19 protein-coding genes are annotated in these 25,356 nt (G+C 70.9%); 12 read left to right on the forward strand and 7 right to left on the reverse strand.

The window, feature by feature from the left end; all coding sequences use genetic code 11:
* Positions 1-8 precede the first annotated feature (8 nt).
* Entirely contained in the window at positions 9-1,976 is a 1,968-nt protein-coding gene (locus WMF29_RS41010) for a TolB family protein (RefSeq protein ID WP_437325516.1), read from the reverse strand.
* 501 nt (positions 1,977-2,477) lie between these two features.
* Here WMF29_RS41010 and WMF29_RS41015 point away from each other — a divergent pair.
* Positions 2,478-2,852: an RNA recognition motif domain-containing protein gene (locus WMF29_RS41015; protein ID WP_437325517.1), complete on the forward strand. Its 375-nt coding sequence runs from the start codon at positions 2,478-2,480 to the stop codon at positions 2,850-2,852.
* 185 nt (positions 2,853-3,037) lie between these two features.
* Here WMF29_RS41015 and eno read toward each other — a convergent pair whose 3' ends face one another.
* Positions 3,038-4,333: a phosphopyruvate hydratase gene (eno, locus tag WMF29_RS41020; protein ID WP_437325518.1), complete on the reverse strand. Its 1,296-nt coding sequence runs from the start codon at positions 4,331-4,333 to the stop codon at positions 3,038-3,040.
* Positions 4,334-4,539: 206 nt separating this feature from the next.
* Between eno and WMF29_RS41025 the strand changes: the two genes are divergently transcribed.
* From WMF29_RS41025 to WMF29_RS41045, 5 genes are all read left to right on the forward strand, one after another.
* Entirely contained in the window at positions 4,540-5,181 is a 642-nt protein-coding gene (locus tag WMF29_RS41025) for a DotU family type IV/VI secretion system protein (RefSeq protein WP_437325519.1), read from the forward strand.
* Entirely contained in the window at positions 5,178-6,272 is a 1,095-nt protein-coding gene (locus tag WMF29_RS41030; protein WP_437325520.1) for a type VI secretion system protein, read from the forward strand. Before WMF29_RS41025 ends, WMF29_RS41030 begins: the two co-directional genes overlap by 4 nt.
* A 160-nt stretch (positions 6,273-6,432) precedes the next feature.
* Positions 6,433-11,880 (forward strand): AAA family ATPase, encoded by a 5,448-nt coding sequence (locus WMF29_RS41035; protein ID WP_437325521.1) that lies wholly within the window; start codon positions 6,433-6,435, stop codon positions 11,878-11,880.
* Positions 11,877-12,254 carry a response regulator gene (locus tag WMF29_RS41040; protein WP_437325522.1) on the forward strand — a complete coding sequence of 126 codons (378 nt, stop codon included), beginning with the start codon at positions 11,877-11,879 and terminating at the stop codon, positions 12,252-12,254. Before WMF29_RS41035 ends, WMF29_RS41040 begins: the two co-directional genes overlap by 4 nt.
* 128 nt (positions 12,255-12,382) lie before the next feature.
* Entirely contained in the window at positions 12,383-13,105 is a 723-nt protein-coding gene (locus tag WMF29_RS41045) for an Hsp20/alpha crystallin family protein (protein ID WP_437325523.1), read from the forward strand.
* 105 nt (positions 13,106-13,210) lie between these two features.
* Here the strand turns inward: WMF29_RS41045 and WMF29_RS41050 are convergent, their stop codons facing one another.
* Both WMF29_RS41050 and WMF29_RS41055 read right to left on the reverse strand, forming a co-directional pair.
* The gene (locus WMF29_RS41050) at positions 13,211-14,200 is read right to left on the reverse strand and encodes a DsbA family protein (protein ID WP_437325524.1); all 990 of its coding nucleotides are present in this window, start codon (positions 14,198-14,200) and stop codon (positions 13,211-13,213) included.
* 77 nt (positions 14,201-14,277) lie between these two features.
* On the reverse strand, positions 14,278-15,063 hold the full coding sequence (locus WMF29_RS41055) for a hypothetical protein (protein ID WP_437325525.1): 786 nt from the start codon (positions 15,061-15,063) through the stop codon (positions 14,278-14,280).
* Positions 15,064-15,391: 328 nt separating this feature from the next.
* On the opposite strand from WMF29_RS41055, the gene WMF29_RS41060 reads away from it, so the two are divergent.
* The 3 genes from WMF29_RS41060 to WMF29_RS41070 are packed head-to-tail and all read left to right on the forward strand — an operon-like array spanning position 15,392 to position 18,254.
* Positions 15,392-16,393, forward strand: coding sequence for a MopE-related protein (locus WMF29_RS41060; RefSeq protein ID WP_437325526.1), 1,002 nt, complete (start codon positions 15,392-15,394; stop codon positions 16,391-16,393).
* An 11-nt stretch (positions 16,394-16,404) separates the two neighbouring features.
* Complete coding sequence (locus WMF29_RS41065) at positions 16,405-17,265, forward strand: DUF692 domain-containing protein (RefSeq protein WP_437325527.1); 861 nt, start codon at positions 16,405-16,407, stop codon at positions 17,263-17,265.
* Positions 17,262-18,254: an HvfC/BufC N-terminal domain-containing protein gene (locus WMF29_RS41070; RefSeq protein ID WP_437325528.1), complete on the forward strand. Its 993-nt coding sequence runs from the start codon at positions 17,262-17,264 to the stop codon at positions 18,252-18,254. Before WMF29_RS41065 ends, WMF29_RS41070 begins: the two co-directional genes overlap by 4 nt.
* Positions 18,255-18,375: 121 nt before the next feature.
* Here the strand turns inward: WMF29_RS41070 and WMF29_RS41075 are convergent, their stop codons facing one another.
* On the reverse strand, positions 18,376-19,731 hold the full coding sequence (locus tag WMF29_RS41075; RefSeq protein ID WP_437325529.1) for a methyltransferase domain-containing protein: 1,356 nt from the start codon (positions 19,729-19,731) through the stop codon (positions 18,376-18,378).
* Positions 19,732-19,901: 170 nt separating this feature from the next.
* On the reverse strand, positions 19,902-20,444 hold the full coding sequence (locus WMF29_RS41080) for a helix-turn-helix domain-containing protein (protein ID WP_437325530.1): 543 nt from the start codon (positions 20,442-20,444) through the stop codon (positions 19,902-19,904).
* 381 nt (positions 20,445-20,825) lie between these two features.
* Here WMF29_RS41080 and WMF29_RS41085 point away from each other — a divergent pair, with 381 nt between their 5' ends.
* Positions 20,826-21,863, forward strand: coding sequence for a hypothetical protein (locus tag WMF29_RS41085; RefSeq protein ID WP_437325531.1), 1,038 nt, complete (start codon positions 20,826-20,828; stop codon positions 21,861-21,863).
* Here WMF29_RS41085 and WMF29_RS41090 read toward each other — a convergent pair.
* The gene (locus tag WMF29_RS41090; RefSeq protein ID WP_437331218.1) at positions 21,834-22,667 is read right to left on the reverse strand and encodes an AraC family transcriptional regulator; all 834 of its coding nucleotides are present in this window, start codon (positions 22,665-22,667) and stop codon (positions 21,834-21,836) included. The genes WMF29_RS41085 and WMF29_RS41090 overlap by 30 nt on opposite strands.
* 337 nt (positions 22,668-23,004) lie before the next feature.
* Here WMF29_RS41090 and WMF29_RS41095 point away from each other — a divergent pair, with 337 nt between their 5' ends.
* Positions 23,005-24,189, forward strand: a complete 1,185-nt coding sequence (locus WMF29_RS41095) for a pyridoxamine 5'-phosphate oxidase family protein (RefSeq protein WP_437325532.1) — start codon at positions 23,005-23,007, stop codon at positions 24,187-24,189.
* Positions 24,190-24,340: 151 nt separating this feature from the next.
* Positions 24,341-25,258, forward strand: a complete 918-nt coding sequence (locus WMF29_RS41100; protein WP_437325533.1) for a hypothetical protein — start codon at positions 24,341-24,343, stop codon at positions 25,256-25,258.
* Positions 25,259-25,356 lie beyond the last annotated feature (98 nt).

Raw genomic sequence — 25,356 nt, forward strand, 5'->3', positions numbered from 1 at the left:
TGCCTCGCTCACTGCGGCACGGGGAGCGCCTTCTCGGCCCATTGCGGGATATGGTTGCCGGTCGGATGGGCCATGTCGTCGTTCTGCCGGGGCATCCACACCGGCGCGAAGCTCGGGTCGCCGCCCTGCGCCGCTCCCGGCGAGAGCGTCACGGCCGCGAACCAGAGCTGCGGCGTGGTCGTGCCGTCGCTCGACCCGGCGAGGCGCAGGCCGTAGGGGCGCCGCGACGAGAACGCGACCCAGTAAAGGTTCTTGCCACGGTAGGTGTCGTGGCTCGGCCCGAAGCGCGGCCACGAGTTCGCCCAGGTGTCATCGCCGTTCGCCCGGGCGAGATCGACGGGCGCGCCCCCGTCGACCGGGATGATCTGGAGCCGCGCGGAGTTGTCGTCATAGGTGTCGCACGGGTCGTTGCCGTAAGGCCCGTTGCCGGGCGGCCCGTCGCAACGCGACGTGTTGAACACGACGAAGGCGCCGTCGTCCGAGATGGCAGGATAGTAATGGCTCCTGTCCTGCGCGCGCGGCACGAGGGCCCGCGGCGCCTCGAACGCGCCCGCCCCGTCCGAGCCCGCGATGAGGATCTGCGCGCCCCGGACCGTGTCGCCGTAGAGCTCGTCGCCCGCGCCGTTCTCCCCCGGCTGCCACGCGACGAAGGCGAGGTGCTTGCCGTCCGGCGACCAGAACGGCTGCGTCAGCCGCTCGCCCTCGTCGGTCGTCGGCGCGAACAGATCGCCGAGCGCCTCGAGCGTCTCGTCCGCGCGGCGGAGCGTCAGCGCGCCGCGGAAGGCGTTGACCATGAGCTCGCCGTCCGGCGAGAACGTGGTCATCGTGGCGAATCCGGCGGCGTCGGTGTTGCGGAGGGCGATGATGTCCGCGGTCGCAACGTCCACCAGCGCGAACGAGGACGGGCCGCTGCCGCCGAAGGTGAGCGCCATCTTGTCGCCGGCCTGCGCGAGGGCGTGGCAGCCCATGCAGGGCATCTCCTGCCCGTTCGCCAGCGGCGGCGACTGCTCGTTCTCCCAGAACAGCTCGGGCGGGCTCGCCGCGTCGTCGAGATCGTAGCGGTAGATGGCGGCCGACTGGAGCGTGGTCCCGTCGGTGCGCCAGTAGTACAGGCCGCCGGAGAGCGCCGCGCTCGCCCACCGGACGTCGATGGCCGCGCTCTCCCCGAGCTCGGCCCCGTCCTCGGCGGCGAGGCGGACGCGCGTCTCCATCACCTCGCCGTCGCTCGTGCGCACGAGCATCGGGACCACCTCCGCGGGGAGCGCCATCGCGCACCCGCCTTCGTCCGGCAGCGGCTCGCAGGCGCCGACCAACCTCAGATCGATGAGATCACCCACGATCTCGATCCGGCCCACGCGCTGCCCGGCGCTGCCCTTGCGCACGTGGACCTCGACCTCGCCGATGTTCGACGGGAAGAGCGCGCCGTCGAGGGGATAGGCGATCGCGGGGGCGCTCGCCGCCTCGGGCGCGCCGTCGAGCGCGGCGCTCGCGCCGGGGGGAGCTCCGGGCAGCGCGACGGTGCCGGCGAGCTTCACGGTGACGTCGGCGCTCGCCGTGAGGGGCCCGTCGGCGGCGATCACCCGGACGCGGCCGGGCGAGGCGGTCGTGAGCTCGCCGGCGTCCACGCGGGCGAAGAGGTCGCTGGTCCCCCAGCTGACCTGCGCCGTGACGTCGCGCTCGGAGCCGTCCTGGAAGCGGCCGATCGCCGCGAGCTGCACGGCGGCGGACTCGCCGTAGGCGAGCGCGACCGAGGCGGCGCCCGGCTCGACGCGCAGCGAGACGAGCCCCTCCACGGCGCCGCTGCCCGAAGAGCCGCCGCCGCCCTGCGCCCCGCCCGAGCTCGAGGTCGCGCCGGCGCCGTCGCCCGAGGAGCACGCCGCCGCGGAGGCCGCGATCGCCGTCGCCAGGGCGAGGAGGAGCGCCCCTCGATTCACCGTGCGCGGGGCTGCCCCCGGCGAGAACACGCGTGGCATCATGATCTGACCTCCGGGTCGAGCTCCGAACAGGCAAGGTACCATGCCGATCTGGCGGCCGGCTCGCCGGGCCTTCAAGCACGAACGGTTGGAAGAGGGCCCGGAGCCCTGTTCGTCCACATCGCACGGAGCATCGCGGCACGAGGCGCACGCCGTATCCCGACGCGGGTGCGCGCCGTCGCCCGCCGCGCGTCGGGCGGCGGGCGGCGGGCGGCGGGCGGCGGCGACGCTCGGCGCTCGGCGCTCGGTCGCGGTCATGAACAGGCAGACGCGGCCAGCCTGGGGGAATACCTTGCGTACCCCGTCGCCGGCCGGTAGCTTCCGGAGCGCCTCAAGGCTCGTTCGTCCTCGACCTCTGATCCGGCCGCCTGCTGCAACGTGGTTGCCTCGTCCGAACGTGGGGTGACGGCCGGTCGTCGGGGAGCGTTTTCGCGTGCGGTCCGCGGCACGATCCGGGCCGTCCGCGAGGGAAGCGGGGATCGTGCAACGGGATTGGCGGCAGACATGAGCAAGCGGCTTTATGTGGGGAACCTGGCGTTCCATTCGACGGAAGACAGCCTGCGCACCGCGTTCGAAGGGGCCGGCGTCGAGGTGCTCTCGATTCAGTTGATGACGGACCGCATGACCGGGCAGTCGCGCGGGTTCGGGTTCGTCGAGGTGAGCGATGCCCAGGCGCAGGCGGCCATCAACGCGCTGCACGGCAAGGACCTCGACGGCCGTACCCTGACGGTCAACGAGGCGCGCGAGCGCACCGGCGGCCCCGGCGGCGGCGGCGGCGGCGGCGGTGGCTTCCGCGGGGGTGGCGGCGGCGGCGGCCGTGGAGGCGGCGGCGGCGGGCGCGGCGGTGGCCGCGGCGGCGGCGGGCGCGACCGCTGGTAGCGCTGCAAGGTCGACCCCGACGGCGCGGTCAGCGCCGCGCGGGGCGTCTCGCCGCCGCGACCACGGACGCCGGGGCGCGGAGCGCAGGGGAATCCCCCAGCAAATAAAGCAAGGAACGCCAGCGCGAGGGCGCGGCGACCCGCGCAGGAGCCCGGCCACCCTGGCCGGACTCCTGGCGGGTGGGACTAGCTGGAGCGCTTCGCCCCGGGGCGGCGGAACGGCGCGCGGCCGGCGAAGACCTGGCCGTCGCCGAGCGCGTACGAGATCCGGAGCAGCTGGTTGTACTTCGCGACGCGATCCGAGCGGGACGCGGAGCCGGTCTTGATCTGGCCCGCGTTCGTCGCGACCGCGAGGTCGGCGATGAACGTGTCCTCGGTCTCGCCCGAGCGGTGGGAGATGATCGACCGGTAGCCGCCCTCGGCCGCCTGGCGGATGCAGTCGAGCGTCTCGGTGACGGTGCCGATCTGGTTCAGCTTGATGAGGATGGCGTTGGCGAGGCCGTCCTCGATGCCCTTCGCGAGGCGCGCAGGGTTCGTCACGAAGAGGTCGTCGCCGACGAGCTGGACCTTCTTGCCGAGGCGCTCGGTGAGCAGGCGCCAGCCCTTCTCGTCGTTCTCGGCGACGCCATCCTCGATGGACACGATCGGGAACGCCTTCGCGAGCTCGTCGTAGATGGCGACGATCTCCTCGCGGGTCTTCGACTGCTTGTCGAAGGTGTACCGCTCGGTCTTCGCGTCGTAGAACTCGCTGAGCGCCGAGTCGAGCGCGACGCCGACGTCCTCGCCCGGGCGGTGGCCGGCGGCCTCGATGGCGCGCACGACGTACTCGAGCGCCGCCCGGTTCGACGGGAGGCGCGGGGCGAAGCCGCCCTCGTCGCCGACGGCCGTGACCATGCCGTCCTTCTTGAGCAGGCCCTTCAGCGTGTGGAAGATCTCGGCGCCCGTGCGCAGCGCCTCGGCGAACGACTCGGCGCCGTAGGGGACGATCATGAACTCCTGGATCTCGAGGCCGTTGTCGGCGTGCACGCCGCCGTTCAGGATGTTCATGAGCGGCGTCGGGAGGACGCGCGCCGCGGCGCCGCCGAGGTAGCGCCAGAGCGGCAGGTCGACCGTGTCCGCGGCGGCGCGGGCGGCGGCCATCGAGACGGCGAGGATGGCGTTGGCGCCGAGCTTCGACTTGTTGGGGGAGCCGTCGGCCTGGATGAGCACCTTGTCGAGCTCGGCCTGGTCGAGCGCATCCATCCCGAGGACGGCCGGACCGAGGACGGTCTCGATGTTCTTCACCGCGGTGAGGACGCCCTTGCCGAGGAAGCGCTTCTTGTCGCCGTCCCTGAGTTCGACGGCCTCGTGCTCGCCGGTCGACGCGCCGCTCGGCACGGCCGCGCGGCCCGTGCCGCTCAGCGTGGTGACCTCGGCTTCGACGGTGGGGTTGCCGCGCGAATCGATGACTTCGCGCGCGATGACGCTCTGGATCTCCGACATGACCTCTCCTCAAGGGGGTCGCCTTCGCGCGACCCCGGCTGCTCTCGAAGGGGGCTCGAGAAGCGGGCGGAGCATAGGCACGGCCCCCCCCGGATGTCGACGCTCCGGTGCACCCGCGGCGCACGGCGCGGCCCGGCGCCACCGTCGACGGGGAACGCGCGCCCGGGTCGACGGTCGGTGCGCGCCTGGCGTAAGCTCGCGCCCGCGTGGAAACGTCCATCGGCGTCTTCGGTGAGGAGATGCTCCTCTGGCTCTGCATGCTCCGCCAGTCCCCGCGGCGGCCGCCGGCCGATCACGTGCTGCGACAGGCGAACCTGCTGCTCGAGGAGCTGAAGGGGTCCAGGCTCGCGCAGGAGATGCCGGTCGCGTCGGTCGACGACGGGATGTTCGCGATCGCCGCCTGCGCGGACGAGATCGCCATGTCGCTGCCGGACCTGCGGCCGGTCTGGGCGCAGCGCCCGCTCCAGGCGTCGCGGTGGACGACCAACAACGCGGGCGTCGAGTTCTTCGAGCGGCTGGAGCGCGTCCGGAAGGGCCCGCTCCCGGTGATGGCGACGTACGCGTGCGTGCTCGGGCTCGGCTTCCGCGGCCGCTACGGGCTGCCCGGGCAGAACACCGACGAGCTGCTGCGGATCCGCCGCGATCTGTCGCTCAAGCTCGGCGTGGATCCCGATCGGGACTGGAAGGGCGGGGTGCTCAAGCCGGTGCAGGTCGAAGGCGTCGCGGTCCAGCACCTCCCCACCCAGTCGTTCTGGCGGTCCGTCCTTGTCGGGCGGGTCCTGGCGTCGCTCGTCGCGATCGCCGGCGCGCTCGCGCTCGCGTGGACGATCGCCCAAAGGGTCCGATGAGCGGCTCCTTCGTTTACGAGCTGGCGAGCGTCCACACGCTCGTCGAGCAGGCGAACCTGGACAGCAGCCAGGGGATCTACGCGGTCCCCTGCTACCTGGTGCTCGGCGAGCCCGGGTCGGGCCGCTCCACGGTGATCCGCTCGATGAACCTGACGTGGCCCGCGAGCGGCGGGCAGCTCCCGATCGGCGTGCCCGGGGCGCGGTGCTCTTACTGGCTGGCGAAGGAGGCGCTCTTCATCGAGCCGGAGGCGTCGGTGCTCGGCCCGCGGCGGGAGCCGGCCGAGCTCTCGCGGCTCTGCGACGAGCTGCGCCGCTCGCGGGAGCGCGAGCCGATCGACGGCATCCTGCTCGTGCTGAGCATCGCGGAGTTCGTCGAGCTCGACGAGCAGGGGCTCGACGCGTACGCGAACCGCATCCGCGCGTACCTCGTCGAGGTCGGCCGCGCGCTGCGCGCCGACGTGCCGACGTACGTGGTGCTGTCGCGCTACGACACGCTCTGGGGCTTCGCCGAGGTGTTCCAGTGGACCGCCGAGCGCGGGCGCGAGGAGCCCTGGGGCTTCACGCTCCCCCTCGAGACGAGCCCGGACAACGCGGGGCCGCGGATCCTCCAGGAGCTCGAGGGGCTCAACGCGCGGCTGGAGTCGACCTGCCTCGCGCGGGTGAGCTCGGAGGACGCGCCCGAGGCGCGGACGCGGGCGTTCCAGCACCTGGCCGAGGTGCGGGCGCTGATGCCGCGGCTGCGGCAGCTCTTCGGGGTGATCGCGATGGCGAACGCGTTCGAGCGGGCGCCGTGGCTCCGCGCCGTGGCGATCGGCAGCGCGATGCCCGGCATGGGGGACCGGCTCCGCGCGGGGGTGACGCGGTTCATGAACATGGGGCTGGCGCAGCCGCCGAACGTGGCGGTCGCGATGCGGCCGGGGGGGCTGCCGATCCACGCGACCCTGAGGGCCGTCGTGCTGCCGGAGCGGGACATCGTGCCGCTCCGGCAGCGGTGGCGGGACGACCGGTTCACGCTGGTCTGCTTCGTGGGTGGGCTCTTGCTGCTGCTCGCGGCGGGGCTCACCGAGATCATCCTGCGCTACGCGATGTGAGCGGGCGCCGAGGGCGGCCCCGCCGGCCTCGGCCGTCCAGTTGACATGGCAACTCGTGAGCCCAAACGCCTCCGATATGCGGGGCACGTCGGAGGCATGGGATCGAGCTGCTGTCCAGCAGGCTCGCTCCGTTGAGCCTGGGCGCGCGCCACACCTCCCGGTGCGACCGAGCACAGCCCATCTCAAGGGGTATCACGTCACCGCGAAGACCGGCGAGGGCCCCGGCTCCGCCACGTATCGAGCCTATCGGGACGCCGACGGCATCGACGTGGCGATCAAGATGCTGCACACCGATTACGCTCGAGCCGGCGATATCATGCGCGTCAGGCACGCCTACCGCGCGATACGGCAGGTCGACTCGGCGAGGGTCGTCAAGGTGTACGCCGTCGAGGAGCACGAGGACGGCCTGGCGCTCGTCACCGAGTATTTCCCGGGCGCCCCGCTGTCCGCGAGGACGGCCTGCAGGCTGGGCGTCTGCGCGTCGCTGGACATCTTGATCCCCGTGGCAGAAGCCCTGGCCGACATCCATCGCCATGCCCTCATCCATGGCGACGTGAGGCCTCCGAACATCCTGCTCGGAGAGGACGGTCAGGTGAAGCTCACGGGCTTCGGCGTGGATTCCATCGTGACGCGCGAGAAGGAGGAGATCTATTGCCGCCGCGTCCTCTCGAAGGTGCTCCCCTATACATCGCCGGAGCAGACAGGCCGCATGAACCGCAGCGTGGACTACCGCACCGACATGTACTCGTTCGGCGTCGTCCTCTACGAGATGCTCGCCGGGCAAAGGCCGTTCGAGGCGACAGACCCCCTCGAGCTGATGCACGCGCACATCGCCGTGACGCCCGTCGCCCCCTCGGAGCTCAACCCGGAGGTGCCCGACGCGCTCTCCGCCGTCACGATGAAGCTCCTCAGCAAGAACGCCGAAGACCGCTACCAGTGCGCCGAGGGGCTGAAGGCCGATCTGGAGGAGATCCGAGCGCGATGGCAGCGCAGCGGCCAGATAGGAGCGTTCAGCCCTGGCCGCCACGACAGGAGAGACCTCTTCCGGCTTCCCCAGAAGCTCTACGGCCGCGAAGGCGACATCCGGAAGCTCGTCGGCGCGTTCGACGACGTGCTGCGGGGCAAGCGGACGATCGTCCTCGTCTCGGGCTATTCGGGCATCGGCAAGTCGTCGCTGGTCCAGGAGATCTTGAAGCCGCTGGTGCGCGAGAAGGGCTATTACATCAGCGGAAAGTACGATCAGTACAACCGCGACGCGCCCTACAGCGCCATCGTCCACGCGTTCGACACGCTCGTCAAGCAGCTCCTCTCCGAGAGCGAGGAGCGGATCCTACGGTGGCGGGACGCCATCCTGTGCGCCCTCGGGGCCAACGGACAGGTGATCTGCGACGTGCTCCCGTCGCTCAAGCACATCATCGGCGAGCAGCCGCCCGTCCCCGCGCTCGGCCCGGTCGAGGCACAGAACCGCTTCATCCTCTACTTCCACAACTTCGTGTCCGTCTTCGCCCGGCACGCCCACCCGCTGGCCATCTTCCTCGACGATCTCCAGTGGGTGGACTCGGCCAGCCTGAGCCTGCTCACGAGCGTCCTCGCGAGGGAGGACGTCGAGTCGCTCTTCTTCTGCGGCGCTTACCGCGACAACGAGGTGAGCCCGACCCACCCCTTCCTCGTCGCCCTGGAGCAGCTCACGAAGGGCGGCCTCGAGGCGCGCGACATCGTCCTCGCGCCCCTCGGCCTCACGCACCTGACCGAGCTCATCAACGACAGCCTGCAAATCGGCGGCGGCGAGGCCCTCGCGTGCGCGATCCTGAAGAAGACCGGGGGCAACCCGTTCTTCGTGAAGCAGTTCATGCGGCACCTCTACGACACGAAGGCGCTCGTCTTCGACCCTGCGGCCGGCTGGGGCTGGGACCTCTGGCAGATCGAGCGGCTGGAGTGCACCGATAACGTCCTGAGCCTCATGGCGGAGACCATCCGGCGCCTGCCGCATGCGGCGCAGCGGGTGCTCCGGCTGGCCTCGGCGATCGGCAACACGTTCGAGATGGACGTCCTGAACACCGTCAGCGAGCGGCCCGCCGACGAGACGTACGCGAGCCTCGACGACGCCCTCGCCGAGGGCCTGATCGTGAGCGCAGACGAGCAGTATCGGTTCGCGCACGACAAGATCCAGGAGGCCGCGTACTCGCTGATCCCGGAGAGAGACAGGCCAGCGTTCCACTACCGGATCGGGAAGCTCCTGCTCGGCAAGCCGCGCTCCGACGACCGGCGCGATCTGTTCGACGTCGTCAATCACCTGAACAGCGCCGGTGATCTGATCCGCGCGCCGGAGGAGCGCATGGAATCGGCCAGGCTCAACCTGGAGGCCGCCGGGCGCGCCCAGGAGTCGGCGGCCTTCACCGCGGCCCTCAGGTACCTGGAACATGGCATATCCATGCTGCCCGGAGACGCGTGGGCCTCCAGCTACGAGCTGACCTTCACCTACCACACGAAGAAGGGGCTCCTGGAATCGCTCTGCGGACGCCACGACGACGCGCTCTCCACCCTCGCGGGGAGCTTCGATAAAGCGGTGGGGCGCCTCCACAAGACGGAGGTGCGCCGCCTGAAGATGAACGTGGAGATCCTGAAGAACGATCTGCCCGCCGCCATGGAAGAGGGCCTCGCCGCGCTCCGGGCGTACGACATCGACCTGCCGCCCTATCCGGGCGACGACGCGCTCATGACCGAGATGGAGCGGACGATCGCGATGATCGGCGACCGCCCGATCGCGTCGCTGGTCGATCTGCCCGCGCTCGACGATCCCGAGATCGCCGCCCTGCAGGACGTGCTCCAGGAGATGTTCTCGCCGACCTACCAGCTGGGAACGAACAACTTCGGCATCACGGTGATGAAGGCGCTCCAGAACTCGCTGAGGCATGGCATCTCGAGGAACTCGATCTACGCCTACGTGAACTTCGGGACGCTCCTGTGCGCCAGGCGCGACATCGAGAAGGGGTACGAGTTCGGGCGGGCGGCGGTCCGCCTGAACGAGCGCCACCCGGACGTGAAGTCCGAGTCCATGCTGTGCAACATGTGGGGAGCGTGGGTCCAGCACTGGATGGATACCTACGAGAGCTCGAAGGCGTCCCTGCGCAAGGGCGTCCACGCCGGCGTGGAGACGGGGCAGTACATCTGGGCCTTCTACAACGCATGCAACGCGAGCATGAACGGCCTCCTCCGGGGGGAGCACCTCCACGACGTCATCGAGGAGGCGAGGCTGTATCTGCCGCTCTGCAGGCTCGACAAGTTCAACGCGATCACGTGGATCGTCGGGGCCGTCGGGCAGCTCTGCGAACACCTGAGCACGCAGGACGAGGGCGATTGGAGGCGCGGGGCGTGGGTCGACATCGACGCGGTCACCGAGGACGCCCGCAGCATCGACAACCGGGCGTCGCTCTACTTCGTGAACGTCTTCGAGGTCCTCGCCGGCGTGTTCCAGGGCGCGTACGAGGAGGTGGCCGAGAGGTGGGGCTCCACCGACCCGGGCAGCCTCGGCATGCTCGCCGCGTGGCACGCGAGCCCCTGTTATCACTTCTACGGCGGGCTGGCCTTCTCACGGGCCGCGGGCGCCGCCGCCCCCGCGCGCAGGGCGGCGTACCTCGCGAGGCTCGGCGAGTGCGCGCGCAAGGTGGAGTCGTGGGCAGCGCTCGGCCCGGAGAGCCACGGCCACCGCAGCTTGATCTTGAAGGCCGAGATCGCCCGGAGCGAGCGGCGAGACGGCGCGGGCGCCCTCTACGATCAGGGGATCGCGGCCGCGCGGGAGGGTCGTTTCCTGCACGACGAGGCGCTGGCCAACGAGCTCTGCGCTCGACATTACCTCGATCTGGGCAGGGCCTTCATCGCGCGCGCCTACATGACCGAGGCGCACAGGCTCTATGGGCGCTGGGGCGCCGTGCGGCCGATGCTGCGCCTCGAGAGGGACTTTCCGCACGCGCTCGGGCCGGAGGCGCTGCGCAGGCGGACCGACCTCGCGCGGGACGGGTACGCCGACGTCCGCGCCGCCGCAGTGGGTCACGGCGCGCGCCCGGGGCTCGACTTCATGGCCATGCTCAGGGCCTCGCAGGCGGTCTCTGGCGAGCTGAACCTCGACCGGGTGATCGAGGCCCTGCTGACGATCGCGGTCGAGCACGCGGGCGCCGAGCGGGGGCTGCTGATCCGCGCGTCCAGCGCCTCGCGCGCCGCGCACACGGCGCACGTCATCGAGGCCGAGGTCGTCACCCGGCACGACCGGGTCGAGGTCACCCTTCGCCAGGCGCCCGTCACCTCGAGCGATCTCCCCACCGCCATCCTCCAGTACGTGGTCCGCACGCGAGAGCGCGTGATCCTGGACGACGCCGCCGTGCCTAACCTGTACTCGGAAGACGCCTACGTGCGCGGGCGGCGCCCCCGCTCCGTGCTCTGCCTCCCCCTGGTGAAGCAGGGCGCGCTGGTCGGCGTGCTCTATCTGGAGAACAACCTGACCCCGCGCGCCTTCACCGCGGATCGGGTCGAGGTGCTGGAGCTCCTGGCCTCCCAGTCCGCCATCTCGCTGGAGAACGCGCGCCTCTACACCCAGCTTCAGCAGGAGAACGGCGAGCGCAGGCGGGCGGAGCTGGCGCTGAGGGAGAGAGAGGCGCGCATCCGGCGCCTCGTGGACTCCAACATCATCGGGATCGCCGTCTGGGACGTCGACGGCAGGGTCATCGACGCGAACGACGCGCTCCTGGGCATGCTCGGCTACAACCGTGAAGACCTGACCTCGGGGAATATCCGCTGGGCAGATCTCACGCCGCAGGAGTTCAAGGAGGTCACCCAGCTGGCGCTCGAACAGATCCGCACGACGGGCGAGTTCGGGCCGCAGGAGAAGGAGTTTTTCCGAAAGGACGGCGGCCGCGTCCCGGTGGTGATCGGCGGCGCGCGGTTCGAGGGATCGGAGAGCCAGGGGGTGGCGTTCTTGCTCGACGTGACCGAGCGCAAGCAGGCGGAGGAGCGCCAGAAGCTCCTGATGAACGAGCTGAACCATCGGGTGAAGAACACGCTGGCGATCGTGCAGGCGATCGCCGTGCAGACGCTCCGCATGGCGGACTCGCCCAGGGCCTTCACGGACGCCTTCCTGGCCCGGTTGCTCGCCCTGTCCCAGACCCACAACCTCCTGAACCAGACAGCGTGGCAGGGCGCCGACCTCCACGACGTCGTCCGCGCCGAGCTGGCGCCGCACGCCCATGGCGACGCCGATCGCGTCCGCCTGGCCGGCCAGGACGTCCGCCTCCGCCCGGAGGCCGCGGTGACGCTCGGCATGGTCTTTCACGAGCTGGCGAGCAACGCGGCCAAGTACGGAGCGCTATCGCAGCCGTCCGGCCGCGTCGCGGTCACATGGGACGTGATCACACGGGCGCACGAGCGCCTGCTCCACCTGGAATGGCAGGAGACGGGCGGGCCTCCGGTCCGGCCGCCGCACCGCAAGGGCTTCGGTTCACGCCTGATCGAGCGCGACCTCGGGCGCCAGCTCGCCACGGAGGTTCGCCTCGACTACCTGCCTGGGGGCGTGGTTTGCGTGATGGACCTGCCCCTCGAGCGCGTGGGCGTAGGATGAGCTCGACCCCAGGAGGCGAACGCGGGCTGGAGGGGCTGCGTGTCCTCATCGTCGAGGACGAGCCCATGATCGCCTCGTCCCTCGAGGACGTCCTGACCGACCTCGGCTGTGTGGTGGTCGGCCCGGCGCTGAACATGAAGGACGCGATGCGCCTGGCCCGCGCGGCCGAGATCGACGGGGCGAGCCTCGACGTCAACATCGCCGGCGAGAAGGTCTATCCGGTGGCCGACATCCTGAGCGAGCGAGGCATCCCGTTCGTCTTCCTGACGGGGTATGGCAAAGCTGGGTTGCGCGAGTCCGATCTCAGCCGCCCGGTGCTGCAGAAGCCGTGCAGTCTGGAGCGCTTCGAGGAGATCCTGGCGGGGTGGCGGTGAGCGATCCCACCGGGCTCCCGGGCGCAGCGGCGCGGCGTCGACAGGCCACGTCATCCACGTTGGTTCACGCTCGCGACACGGCACTACACTTGCAAGTCACGCTTGCGAATGCTCGAAAGGAGGTTCTTATGGCGGAACAGCAGCGTCAGCCGACAGGCCAGGACGTGTCCGTGAGCAAGTCGCAGCAAGGCAAGCCCGGCGGCCAGGCGACAGGTCAGACGCCTTCCCAGGGCGGTCAATCCACCGGGATGCAGCGTCAGCAGGGCGGCGGCCAGATGGGGCGGTACGGCGCGGCGGGCGGCGTCTTCAGCCCGTTCGCGATGATGAGCCGGATGATGGAGGACATGGATCGCATGTTCGACGATTTCGGCTTCGGAGGGTTGCTCTCGCCGTTCAGGCAGGGCCGCGCGATGGGTGAGCCGGGTGGCGGCCGGGGTCTCTCGTCCCTCGGGGGCGGCCTCTGGTCGCCGCGCATCGAGCTCAGCGAGCGCAACGGTCAGCTCGTCGTCAAGGCCGATCTCCCCGGCGTGACGAAGGACGACATCCGGGTGGAGCTCCGGGAGGACACCCTGATCATCGAGGGTGAGCGCCGGCAGGAGCAGCAAGAGCAGCGCGAGGGGGTGAGCTACACCGAGCGCAGCTACGGGTCGTTCACGCGCTCCATCCCGCTGCCCCAGGGCGTGCAGGCCGACGACGTGGACGCGAGGTTCGAGAACGGCGTCCTCGAGGTCTGTCTGAAGCTGCCGCAGCAGCAGCAACGCAGCCGCTCGGTCGAGATCAAGAGCGGCGGGCCCTCGCAGGGGACGAGCGCTGGCGGCGGCCAGATGCCCGAGAAGAACCGGCCCAGCTAGCCGATCTCGACGTGGGTCCCACCGGGGCGACGGTGCGCCGTCGCCCCGGTGTCGCTCGGCGGAGGGGTCGGTCGTCCACCGAGCGCGACCCGCAGGCGCGCGACGTTAAGGCGCGTCGTGCCCCGTGCCGCCTCCGGGCGCCGCCGCCTCGCGCCCTCCGAGGATCGCGAGCTCGGTCTCGATCCACCGGTCGAGCTCGCCCTGGAGGTTGAACAGCGCCAGATCGAACTCCCGCCCGTTGATGACGATGAACGGCGTCCCCGAGAGCCCTGCGCGGTCGGCCTCGGCCTTGTCGCGCGCCACCACCCGGGCGGCGGGCTCGCCCGCCATGTCGGCGCGGAACCGGGCCATGTCGAGGCCGACCTTCTGCGCGTAGCCGAGCAGGTCCTTCTCCTCGAGCCGCTGCTGGTTCTCGAACAGGAGGCGCTCCATCGGCCAGTAGCGGCCCTGGCGGTGCGCCGCGATGGCCGCGCGCGCCGCGGCGTCGGCGTGCGGGTGCGATCGCAGCGGATACACCTTGTGGATCAGCCTGACGGAGGGCGCGTGGCGCTCGACGACCTCGTCGATGAGCGGGACCGCGCGCCCGCAGGAAGGACACTCGAAGTCCGACCACACGACGATCTGGATCGACGCGCGCTCCGGCCCGCGAGAGGGCGAGTCGGCGAGGTCGATCCGCTTCACGTTCGGACCGAACCTCACGCCGTACGCGGCCTGCGCCTCGGCGCCGCTCGCGCCGCCGCGGATCTTGTCGGCGAGGAGCTGCGCGGCAGGCGCGCAGGCCGCGCAGGAGCGCGACTCGCGGACGCACTGCGCGAGCGACACCGCCTGATCCGGGCACGGCGCGTAGAGCTGCGAGACCAGCTGCCACCAGGTATCGCGCTCGCGGCGGACGAGCTCGGCCGTGTCGACGCCGGGCAGCTCCTCCGGCGCGTCGCCGCGCGCGTCGAGCGGCGCGGCGCCCGGGGGCCCGGGGAGCGGGACCTCGGGGGAATCGGCGAACTGGGGTTCCTGCCGCTCCGCGCCGCCGCAACCCGCGAGCGCGGCGAGCGCGGCGAGCACGAGCCGTCGTCGTACACCTGATCTCGGAATGAACACGCGCGGATGCTACACCCGCGCCGCGGCCCGGCCAGGCCGAACCGCGGCCCGAGGCGCGCGGCCGGCGCCGCGGCCCCTCAGAAGGCGCCGCTGAGGCCGAAGGTGGTGCCGCCAGGCGCGAGGGCGACGTGCGGCGCGAACCGGAGCCGGAGCGGGCGAAGGCGGATGTACTCGTAGCTCTCGGCCGCCGGGGGCTCCTCGTACTCGAGGAGCATGACGTCGAGGATGTTCGCCGTGAGCGCTCCGAGGACGGCGCCGAAGACCAGGCCAGTGAGCTCGCCCCCTCTGCTGGGGGCAGCGCTGCCGACGAGCTGGCCGACCAGGCCGCCGCCGAACGTGCAGCCGACGTTGAGGCCGAGGCTGGCAAAGCCCTTGACGAGGTGGCCGTTGGCCCAGTGGGTGATCGGACCGCCGAGCACGAATGGGCCGGCGGTCATCCAGGCGAACACCTCGTTCTCCGTGGCGACAGCGAGGGGTCCGAATGCGATGGTCCCGCTGAGCACGAGGAGGTGCTGCCAGCCATACCAGACGCGCTCCTGCTCGCGCTGATCGCGCCAGGGAGAGCTCCCGGGCTGCCAGGGACCCGGGCTCGTCGTCCACCTCAGGGGCGCCTGGGGAGCTCCGGGCGGCGCAACCCCGGTCGGCGGCGCGCCACCGTCGCCCGGAGCCGGCGGTGGCAGGAGGGGCGCAGCCGCCGCGTCGCCCGGAGCCGGCGCAGGCGGCGCGACGGCCGACCCGCTCGGCGGCGCGGCAGGCGCAGGGAAGACCTCGGACGCGGCCTGCATGGCGCTCGCCGGCGCCGCCGTGACCACAACGGCTGCTGCACAACCGATCCACAGCCCGCCGCGAAGCATGCCTGTCATCCTGCGTTCCTCTCTTCCTTCTTTCCGCGCTCAGAACCTCTTTACTTCGTTTCGCTCGGCCGCCGCGTGCAAATCCGGCCCCGCATTCCTGCGAGCGGCGATGGACGGCTGCTCCGCCCGCGGCGCGCGCCGAACGCCCCGCGGACCGGCCGTGGGCGCAGAGGAGAGAGCGCGCGGGACGCCGCCCGTACAGCCACGCTCCGTCCGGTCGACGATGGGCCCGCGACAACTTGCCGCATATTCCGCGCGCACCAGCCGTGCCACATGTCGTGCGCCGGGCAGCCTGCAGGCGCGCCCTGCGCGTTTCTTCGGAGGCACGACGAGCACCATGACCCAATCGCCGAGATCCACCTTGCTTGCGCTGGCGCTCGCCAGCTTCGCCGCCTTTGCTCCGGCCTGCGGCGACGATGACGGCGTGACGCCGATCGGGACCGGCGGCTCCGGCGGCGAGCCCCCCGCCGGGACCGGCGGCGCAGGCGGCGAGGAGCCCGCCGGGACCGGCGGCTCCGGCGCGACGGGCGCGGGTGGCCAGCCCGTGGGCGACGAGGACAGCGACCACGACAGGGACGGCCTCACCCCGCGCGCAGGCGACTGCGACGACTTCAACAACACCGTCCACCCCGGCGCCGAGGAGCGGAATTTCGATGCCATCGACTCGGACTGCGATGGGTCCGACGCGCCGGGCAAGACCCTGGTGTGGAGCGCTGACGAGGATCCCGCTCAGCCCGATCTGGTGGACGCGCTGGCCCTCATGGACGCCGACGGCGACGGCCAGATCTCCTTCGAGGAGTTCTCCGCGGCGTGCGCCGAGTCCGCCATGCTGGCCGGCACCGCGCGCCCCGGCGTGGTCCAGGTCCACGCGTCCTGCTCCGGCAACAACAGCTGCCGCGGCATGGTCTATCAAAGCTGGAATGAGCTCTACGAGCACTCGTGTCGCGCCGTGAACGGCTGCGAGGGCTGGAGCTGCGTGGAGACCGCCGAGGACCAGGATCGAGACGGCCCCGCGGCGTTCAAGGCCGCGACATGCGACCATTGCCACAGCGCCGCGGCGGGTAAGTTCTCGGTGAAGGTGCCGCCAGGCGAGGACGTGAGCGCCTTCCTCGCCGACTTCTGGGAGCGCCGCTCCGATCCGTACCTGCAAGCGATCATCGCGTTCGGGATCGACGGCGCCACCCCCGAGGGCACCGCCTACGCGAACATGCCCGGCTCCTATCATGTGCTCTCGCGCTCCGAGATGGACCGGCTGATCGCCTACCTCCGCACCCTGACGCCGGAGGGCGACAACTTCGAGCAGGTGCCGACGCCAGACCCGATCGACCCGGGCAACTGACCCTCCGACCGATGAGCGCGCCCCGAGACACCAGCGACGATCGGGCGCCCGGCGCGCGGTCCATCCCGCGCGACGCGCTCGGCCTCGGGCTGCGCCCGCCGCACTACGAGGCGATCGAGCGGACCAGGCCCGAGCTCGGCTTCTTCGAGATCATCGCGGAGAACTACCTCGGCGCGTCTCCCCTGCCCCGGGAGCGGCTCCGGCGCATCGCCGAGCGCACCCCGATCGTCGCCCACGGCGTCTCCGTCAACCTGCTGGGCGAGGCCCCCCTCGATCGCGGTTACCTGTCCCGGCTCAGGGATCTGATCCAGGAGCTCCGCATTCCCTACTTCACGGATCACCTCTGCTGGACGGCGTTCGAGGGCGTGACGCACCACGACCTCTTGCCGGCGCCCTACGATCCGGAGCTCATCCCCTACGCCGCGGGCCGGGCGTTCGAGGTCCAGGAGGCGCTCGGCGTCCCGTTCGGGATCGAGAACCTGTCTTCCTATGTCGCCTGGGAGCGCGACGTGTTGCCCGAGTGGGAGTTCTACCGCCGCGTGGTGGAGGAGTCCGGCTGCTGGGCCATGCTGGATCTCAACAACGTGTTCGTCTCCAGCGAGAATCACGGGTTCGATCCGCGCGCGTACCTCGACAGCGTGCCCTGGCGCCGGGTCTTGCAGGTCCACCTGGCTGGCCACCAGACATTGCCCTCCAGCTTGCGGCACGACACGCACGATCGCCCGGTGTGCGACGAGGTATGGTCTCTTTACGAAGAGGCGTGGCGCCGGGGCGGTCCCTTCCCGACGCTCCTCGAGTGGGACGCGGAGATCCCGCCGCTGCACGTGGCGCTCGCGGAGCTCGGCAAGGCGCGGCGGGTGCGGCCTTCATGAGCCCGAGAGGCGGGGCTCCTCCGGGCTGGCTGCGAGAGCTCCAGCGCGACTTCACCGCCGTCCTCCGCGCGCCGCTCGACTCGAGCGCGGGCCGGTTCCGGGAGCTGCAGGAGCGGTATCCCGCGGGGCTCGTGGCGCAGGTGAAGGGCGGCCCCGGGGGCCTCGCGCCGGCGGAGCGGCTCGCGCTCTATCACCGCCAGTACTGGATGCGCCTGTTCACGGGCCTGCAGACGAGCTTCCCGCGCGTGTCGCGGGCGCTTGGCTTCTGGCACTTCAATCACCTGGCCGCGCTGCACCTCGAGGGGTGCCCGCCCCGCCACTTCGACATCGACGAGAGCACGCGCGGGTTCGCCGAGCGGCTCCGCAGCGCGCTGCGCGGCCCTGACGGCGCGCGCCGCGGTCGCCAGCCGGGGCGCCCGGCGCGCGGGCACGAGGACGCGTGGCGCCGGCGGCTCGAGCTCTCCAGGGCGCCGCTCGCGATGGTCCGCCAGGCGCTGCGCATGGACGAGGCGGAGCGGCGCGCCTACGAGTCGCCGTTCGAGGGCCTCTGGCGGCCGACGCCGGAGGAGCTCGCCACGCTGGCCGAGGCGCGGCTGCGCTTCGCGGTGTCGTTCTCGTTGACCCACGAGGACTGGGACCTCGCGCGCTTCTCGCGGCTCGCGGGGGGCGACCTGGACGAGGGCCCCCTGGACGCGAGGCGTCGCCACGCGTCGACCCGTGCGTGGGTCTTCGCCCGGAGCGCCGCCGGCACGACCACGACCTCGGTGGATCCGCTGTTCGCCCGCCTGATCGAGCGCTGCCGGGAGCTGCCGTTCGGGCAGGCCCTTGCCGCCGTCGAGCAGGGCTGCACGGCGGCTGAAGCGGCGCAGCTGCAGGCAAATCTGCAGGGCTGGATCGCGCTCGCCCTCTCGAGCGGCTGGTGGACGGGCATCGACGGCGCCGAGCCGCGCGCGCAGGAGATCCCGCTCGACGATCTGGACCGAGCGTGAGCCCCCGGAGCGCCCCTCCGCCGCCCGGTCGCTCGCGCGCCCTTGCGCATCCGCGGTCTCGGTGGCCAGCTCGCGGGAGCGGCGCATGCCTTCAGCGCTGTCCCTGGGCGGATGGCGTCATCTATCCGATCTCGATCCAGCCCCGGAGCCTCATGGTTCGCAGCAGGACGACGAAGTCGTCCTCGGTGAGCGCCTCGCCGGCGGCCGTGCCGAGAGCGGCCAGGATCTCGCGAGCAGCCCGCCTGCCGTCGATGGACGACAGGAGCTTGTGCAGGAAAGCGCCCAACGGGCCCGGGATCGGCGTCGCTCTGCTGTTCGCGGAGGTCAGCTCCACACGAGGCTTCGGGCCCCCGGAGCCGAAGGACCACCCCTCGAGCAGCTGGATCCGGCGGCCCGCGATGAACCGCGGGATCATGTCCAGGATCGCGCTCCCGCGCCGGGCAGCGTGATCCACGAAGGCGCGTGCGACGGGATCGGGCTCGAGGTCTCCGCGCTTCCGTGCGGCGAAGAAGATGGTGGAGTGAACCAACCCGGGGAGCCACTCGTCGAGCGCAGAGAGGTCGTGGAACATGGCTCTCCTCCGGCGGATCTCCAGCGCATCGAACGCGAGCTCATCGAGGAAGGCCGGCATGTCGTCGCTCCTCAGGGGCCCGGCCGCCGGTGGGTCCGAGGAGCGGCGGAAGGGCAAGCCGAGATTGAGCCATACGCCCCCGGGGGACAGGACCCGGTTGATCTCCCGCGCGATGAACGCCGGCGCCCCGGCGATGTCCAGCAGGTACTGGGTCACGACCAGCGATATCGATCCGGGAGCGAAGGGCAGCGCGGCGGCGTCCGCCACGATGAAGCCTGCCCCTCTGGGAGGCGTCGCCGGCCCCCGCATCGAGACCTGGCGCCAGCGCGCCTCCGGGATCTGCAGCGAGAGCGCGCCGCCCCGCATCAGGTGGTCGGCGAGCAGCAGCTGCGGCAACGAGACGTCGAGCCCGAGGCTCGTGGGGAAGGCCGTGGCCAGGCTCGCGACGAGCCCTCCAGCGCCGCAGCCGAGCACCGCCGCGACGCCCCGATCCGGGCAATGCCGCAGAACCGCGTCGAGGAAGAGCGCGCGGTCGGCGCGGAATTCCTCGGTGTCGGCCCAGTCGATGTACAGGTACGGGAGCCTGGTTTCCCAGCCGGCCATCTGCGACGTCATGAAGTCGCTCATGCCGATCGGGCGCTGAGGGAGCCCCGCCGCTTGCGCGAGCGCGGGCTCCAGGACGCGCTTCAGCGACTCGCGGTTCCCCGGCTGCGCCGCGTCGGGCTCGGGCAGCGAGGCGACCTGCGTCCGCAGCGCGTCAATCCACACGTGCGGCTTGAACGTCAGGATGGGAACGCCGAGGAGGGACGGGGCCTCCGTCCCGCATACGACACAGGCATCAGGCCGCGCAGGGCCGAAGGCTCGGCCGCAGCACACGCAGCACCATGAGACATCGCCGCTTCCCATGGCGATGCTCCTTGGGCAGCGCGATGAAGGGCGTAAGGGGGCCGCTGGCGATGCCCGCCAGGGCCATCGCCGAGCTCATCTAAGGTTCGAGCTCCCTCCGGGCCCCGGGCTGGAGCAAGAGCCCGCTGCTCCCGAGGGCGCAGCGGGGCGCGCCTGGACCAGGTGACGTGCTAGGCGGCCGCGCTCCCGCGGCCGGCTGCGCCGTTTCCCCCTTCGTTGAGCTTCGCCTCGTGCTTTGCGACCCACTTGCGGAGCCGCTGCGACAGAGGTGACCGCCCGTTCTCGTAGTTGGCGACCGAGCTGCGCGCGAGGCCGAGCTTTTCGCCGAGCTCGGCCTGCGAGAGCCCGAGCTTCTCGCGAAGCACCTTCAGCGTCGTCGAGTCTGTCGCCGCTTTCGCGCGCGCCGGTGCGCTCGGAGGGGTGGCCGGCACGGCCTCGACCGCGCGCCCGGCCCGCTGCGGGCGCTCGACCGCCACCGGCGGCGACTCGGTGCGGGCGCCTTCCGGAGCGGCGCGCCGCGCGACGGGCGCTCGGACGCTGCTCGTGCTCCCCGCGAGCTTCTCGCCGCAAAACGGGCAGAAGTCGAACGCGAGGACCTTGCCCGAGTCGTTGCGGAACTCGACTCCCTGGATCGACGCTGGAATCCCTTGCGCGCGGCGCTCTTCGCTCGCCCACCCGTACACGAGCGTGAGCCCGCGCTCCTCTTGATTCACCGGTAGACCGGTCTGACTCATCCGAAGGCAGACTGTCCTGCCGTCGCGAGTGCACTGTCGTCCGATCATGGGCATCGTCATCTCCTCTTTTTCGTGCGGGCGCAGGCGTATCCGGTCCAACTTTTGCGCAGTACTGCTCACCTGTCAAGGTGGACACATGCCCGGTCGAACATTTGCGCGATACTGTTCATTTGTCAAGGCAGATAAACGGGAAGCCTGGGCGAGGAAGAGGCGATGATGTAGGGATCGTCGACGAGCTCGTTCCCGCTCTCTTCAGCGTGGAACCCGCGCGTGGAACCCGCGCGTGGACCCCGCGCGCGGGTTGTTTTGTCTACGTTTCGCTTCCTCGCGTCCTCGCGCTCCTGGGGGAGCTTGCAGCCGATGAGCCCCGTCAACGTTTACCACTGCCAGCGATGCATCGCGCCGCTGGAGGTTCCGCCGGGCATCCGCACGATCGTGTGCCGTTACTGCGGAACACACAACGAGCTGCAGCGCCCAGGCCCGCCCGCGGCCGCGCCTCGCCCCGCTGCGCCGCCGAGCCGCACGCTCGCCGCGATCCTCATCGGGGTCGCCATCGCCGTCGCCGTGCTCGTGAGCATCGCCATCCTCGCCCCGCGGCGCGTCCGGGTCCCTGGAGCGTTCCGCGGCCCGCTCGATCTCGAGTGGTCGAACGAGCGCAAGTTCGTCGTCAAGTCCGACGAAGCGCTCTACGGCGAAGTCTCCATCTTCGAGGGCACGTACCAGATCACCTTTCACGGCTTCCCACAAGGCACCAGGTGGAAGGTCGCGGAGAAGAGCGGGCGCATCGAGAGCGACATCTATGACATCATCAAGCTCGACAATGTCGAGGGCCAGCTCGGAAGAATACCAGTCGCCAAATACCGCGATACCCTGCTTGGGCCCAAGGCGAAGCTCGAGATCGAGCTCCCCTCCGGACAGGCAGCTTCCATCGAGCTGCGCCAGGCCGACGCCGCCATGTCCGTCCTGTCGGTGCTCGATCGGGTCAAGAATGGTCCGGTCCTCTTCGAAGGTGAGCCGAAGCAGGAGGGCGATCTGAGCAGCGTGCTCCTCCTGGAGACGGCTTCCATGAAGCTCTTCGGCCAGGCGGTCCTGCTGCAAGACGTCGATCTGGTGGCGATGACGCGCCGGCTCCCGGAGATCAAGGGCCGAAAGACGTGCACCGGGTACAAGGACCGAGCGGGCGAGCCGCTCGCTGACCTGACGATCCGGTTCAAGGAGACCGAGGCCACCGTGCTCGATAGGCGGACCGGGGCCGTCGTGCAGAAGAAGGTCTTTCCGCCGGATGAAGAGTGCCCGATGTTCAGGTTTTCGATTGGCGACGATCGCGAGCGAGAGCAGGACAGCTACCCGCCGACGCGGGACATCGAGTCATGGCTGAGCTCCTTGGTCCAGCGTTAGGCGACCGAGACGGCGGGCCATGTACCGCGCCGGCGACGCGCCGAGCGCCTTGCGGAACATGGTGACGAAGCTGCTCGCGCTCTCGTAGCCGAGGTCGCTCGCGACGCTCTGCACGCTCGCGCCGCGCGAGAGCCGCTGGAGGGCCAGGACGATGTGGAGCTGCTGGCGCCAGCGACCGAAGCTGAGGCCGGTCTCCCGGACGAGCAGCCGGTTGAGGGTCCGTTCGCCGACGCCGATCCGGCGGGCCCACGTCCCCATCGTCGCGCCGTCGGCGGGGTTGGTCGCCATCGCATCGACGAGCTTTCGGAGGCGCCGGTCGGCCGGCATCGGCAGGCGGTGCTTCTCGATCGTCGCCGCCGCCAGCTCGTCGAACAGGACGGCCACGAGCCGCGCATCCGGCCCGTCGAGGTCGTAGAGCGCGGGGCGCGCCGCGAGACGGACGAGCAGCTCGCGAAAGAGCGGCGTGACCGAGACGGCGCAGCACTCGGCCGGCAGGTTCGGAGCCGCGTCCGGCTCCATGAAGACGCCGTAACCCTCGAGCGGCGCGCGCCCTCGTATCTTGTGGACCACTCCGCCGGGGATCCACAGCGCCGAACGCGGCGGGATGATCCACAGCGCGTTCGACGCCTCGCACGTGACCTCGCCGCGCTCGAGGAAGAACAGCTGTGACTCGCGATGGCTGTGGAACTCGCTCTCCAGCCCGCCGGTGACCATGCTCAGGCCGACGGCGTTGGCGGGCCGGGCGAGCGTGCTTCGCCAGCGGCCACGATCCTCGAACGCGAAGCGGCGCGAGAGCGACTCCATCGCTTCGGCCATCGATGCGCGTGGCTCGTTTGCGAGCTGGACGTCGCCATGAAAGGTCCACCCGGGGGAAGCGCTCGACGGCGACGCGGGCGGGGCCGACGAGCCTTTCGTGGTGGAGCCGGCGGAGGGCGAGGCCGACGCCGGCGATGCCGGCGATGACACGGACGACGCGGGACGCTGCCTTCGCTTCGAGCCCATGGCCGGTTTGCGAAACAAAATGTCCTCATTTCGGAATGCGGTCAAGGTCGCCGGCTGCGATGGTTCCTCTGCGCGCTCCGGCGGCCGTGCCGGAGCCCGGAAACCGCTCTTCGGCGGACGGGAACGAGGAGGCTCTTCGATGCGGAAGGTGATGACCGCGCAGCAGATCGAGGCGATCGTCGGCGCCCCGATCCCGGCCGTGCGCATGAAGCAGATCGGCGCCCTGGACGAGGGTTGTCGGCGCGTCCTCGCCAATGCGCCGATCGCCGGCTTCGGTTTTCGTGACGAACAGGGAGGCTGGCACAGCACCTTCGTCGGAGGCGCCCGCGGCTTCGTGCACGTGGAATCGCCGAAGCGCATCCGGTTCGAGCTACCGGAGAGACACCCGACGCCGAAGTCGGGCAGCGGCGCCTCCTTCGTCTTCCTCTTGCCGGGAATCGGCGAGACCCTTCGGCTCAACGGCTCCGTGGCGGAGCGACGCGGCGGCCGGATCATCGTCACTGTCGAGGAGGCCTTCGTGCACTGCGCGAGGAGCATCCTCCGATCCGGCCTCTGGGAGGGGCCGCGCGCTCCCGCCGCCACCGCCGTCGAGCCGCCGTTGCCGCGTGATGGCGCGCGTCACGAAAGGGAAGGCGGACTGCTCGGCGATCCGAGCGTTGCCCGCTTCCTCGCGTCGAGCCCCTTTGCCGTCGTCTCGTCGTGGGACGCTGCTGGCTCGGGCGATACGAGCCCGCGAGGGGATTTCCCGGGCTTCTTGCGGATCCTCGACCACGAGACGCTCGTCATCCCCGATCGCCGGGGAAACCGGCGGACCGATACGTTCCACAACGTCATGACGTGCGCCCAGGTCTCCCTCGCGGCCGTGGTTCCAGGGCGCGACGACGTTCTCCACGTCAGCGGCACGGCGTACGTCACCGACGAGCCGGCGCTCTTGTCGACCATGGCGCTCGCGGGAAAGCCGCCGCAGGCGGCGCTCGTCATCCGCGTGGAGCGCGCGGAGCTCCTGGCGAACGAGGCCCTGCAGAGGTCGAAACTCTGGCAACGCTCCGCCCACGGCGACGCGGCCGTCATCCCCGATCTGATGGCGCTGGCGACCCAGCACCTCGCGCTCAACAAGGGCGGCGGCGCGAAGGCGGCGGTGATTCGCATGCTCGGCAGCGGCGCCGGCGCTTTCCCGAGGCTCCTGCGTTGGCTCATCGATCTCGGTTACCGCAAGGGTCTGGCGGACGAGGGCTACGACCGCGGCGCTGCGCTCCGGAGCGGCGACGAGGCGGTCCGCCCGCGAGGATCTCGCGGTCGAGCCGCTCGACCACGAGGCTCATGAGACGCCGGCGGGCCTGAGGGACTTTCGTTCACGTCGCGCCCGAGTCGACGTGGCCGACCGGGCAGCTCCTCCAGCACGCAGGGCCCGTGACGCTGTAGCCGGCGCCGCAGGTCGGATAGTGTTGTTCGGCAACCAAGGAGAAGCCGCGAAGATGATCCGATCCTCACGCGCCGCGACGGCGGCCATGGCAAGCCTGTTCCTGCTCCCGCTCGGAGCGTGCGTCGCGGAGTCGGGGGCGCGGCCTCCCGCCGCGGCCACCGCCCCATCACCCGGCCCAGAGCCCGCGGCCCCTGCGACGAGCCCCGCTCCAGCCGCGACCGCGCCGGCGACAGCCGCCGCCACCGCGCCGGCGACCGCCGCGCCCGGCCCGGCGGCCCCCGCGACGGTGGATCTCGATGCGCTCTACAGCGAGGCGATCTTCAGGTCCGCCGTCGTCACGCCCGCTGCCGCGCGCAAGCTCGTGCCGCTCAAGCCCGACGCGAACGGCACCTACACCGTGACCACCTGGGCCGGCTGCCGGGGCGACGGCGGACCGAACAAGTGCGGCGCCTACGTGGCGCAGCAGCCCGTGAACGTGAAGTGGGACGTGTGGGTCACGAGCAACGGCGAGCTCCAGAACAAGTGCAAGACATGGACAGGCGACGTGGTGCTCCAGATCCACCAGGTCCTCGGCATGTCGGCGCCGCAGCCGCCGCTGCCCGCGGACACGATGGAGCGGCAGTTCGTCACGTTCTCGGGGGTGCCGGCCGCGAGCATCTTCCGCCCGTGCACGGACGCCCGCGTCGACACCGATTCCTGCAACGGGACGAAGCTGCCTGAAAAGCAGGCTGCCCCGGCTCCGGCCGATTACTACAGGTGGTTCACGAACCAGGCGATGTCCTCGTGGCAGGTGCCGGAGAAGGGTCAGACGCCCACGGGCTTCCCCTGGACCAGGCTGGGCTATTCGTACAACTGGGCGCCGGGCGCGGACATCTACGGGGCGTCCGAGTACGTCATCTCCGGCAGCGCGAAGGCGGTGAAGCTCACCGTCGCCGCCGTCCAGACGGCCAAGGATTTCTGCAAGCCTTGATCAGGCGCGCGTGAACACTGCGGCGCCGGACGCTGCAGGGGTGATTTGATCCGATCGTTCGATCGGGGCCGATTCGGCGTGGGCCTCGCCGGGCCGAC

The sequence above is a fragment of the Sorangium sp. So ce381 genome, assembly GCF_051473845.1.
In the GTDB taxonomy this organism is placed as follows: Bacteria; Myxococcota_A; Polyangia; order Polyangiales; family Polyangiaceae; genus Sorangium; species Sorangium atrum.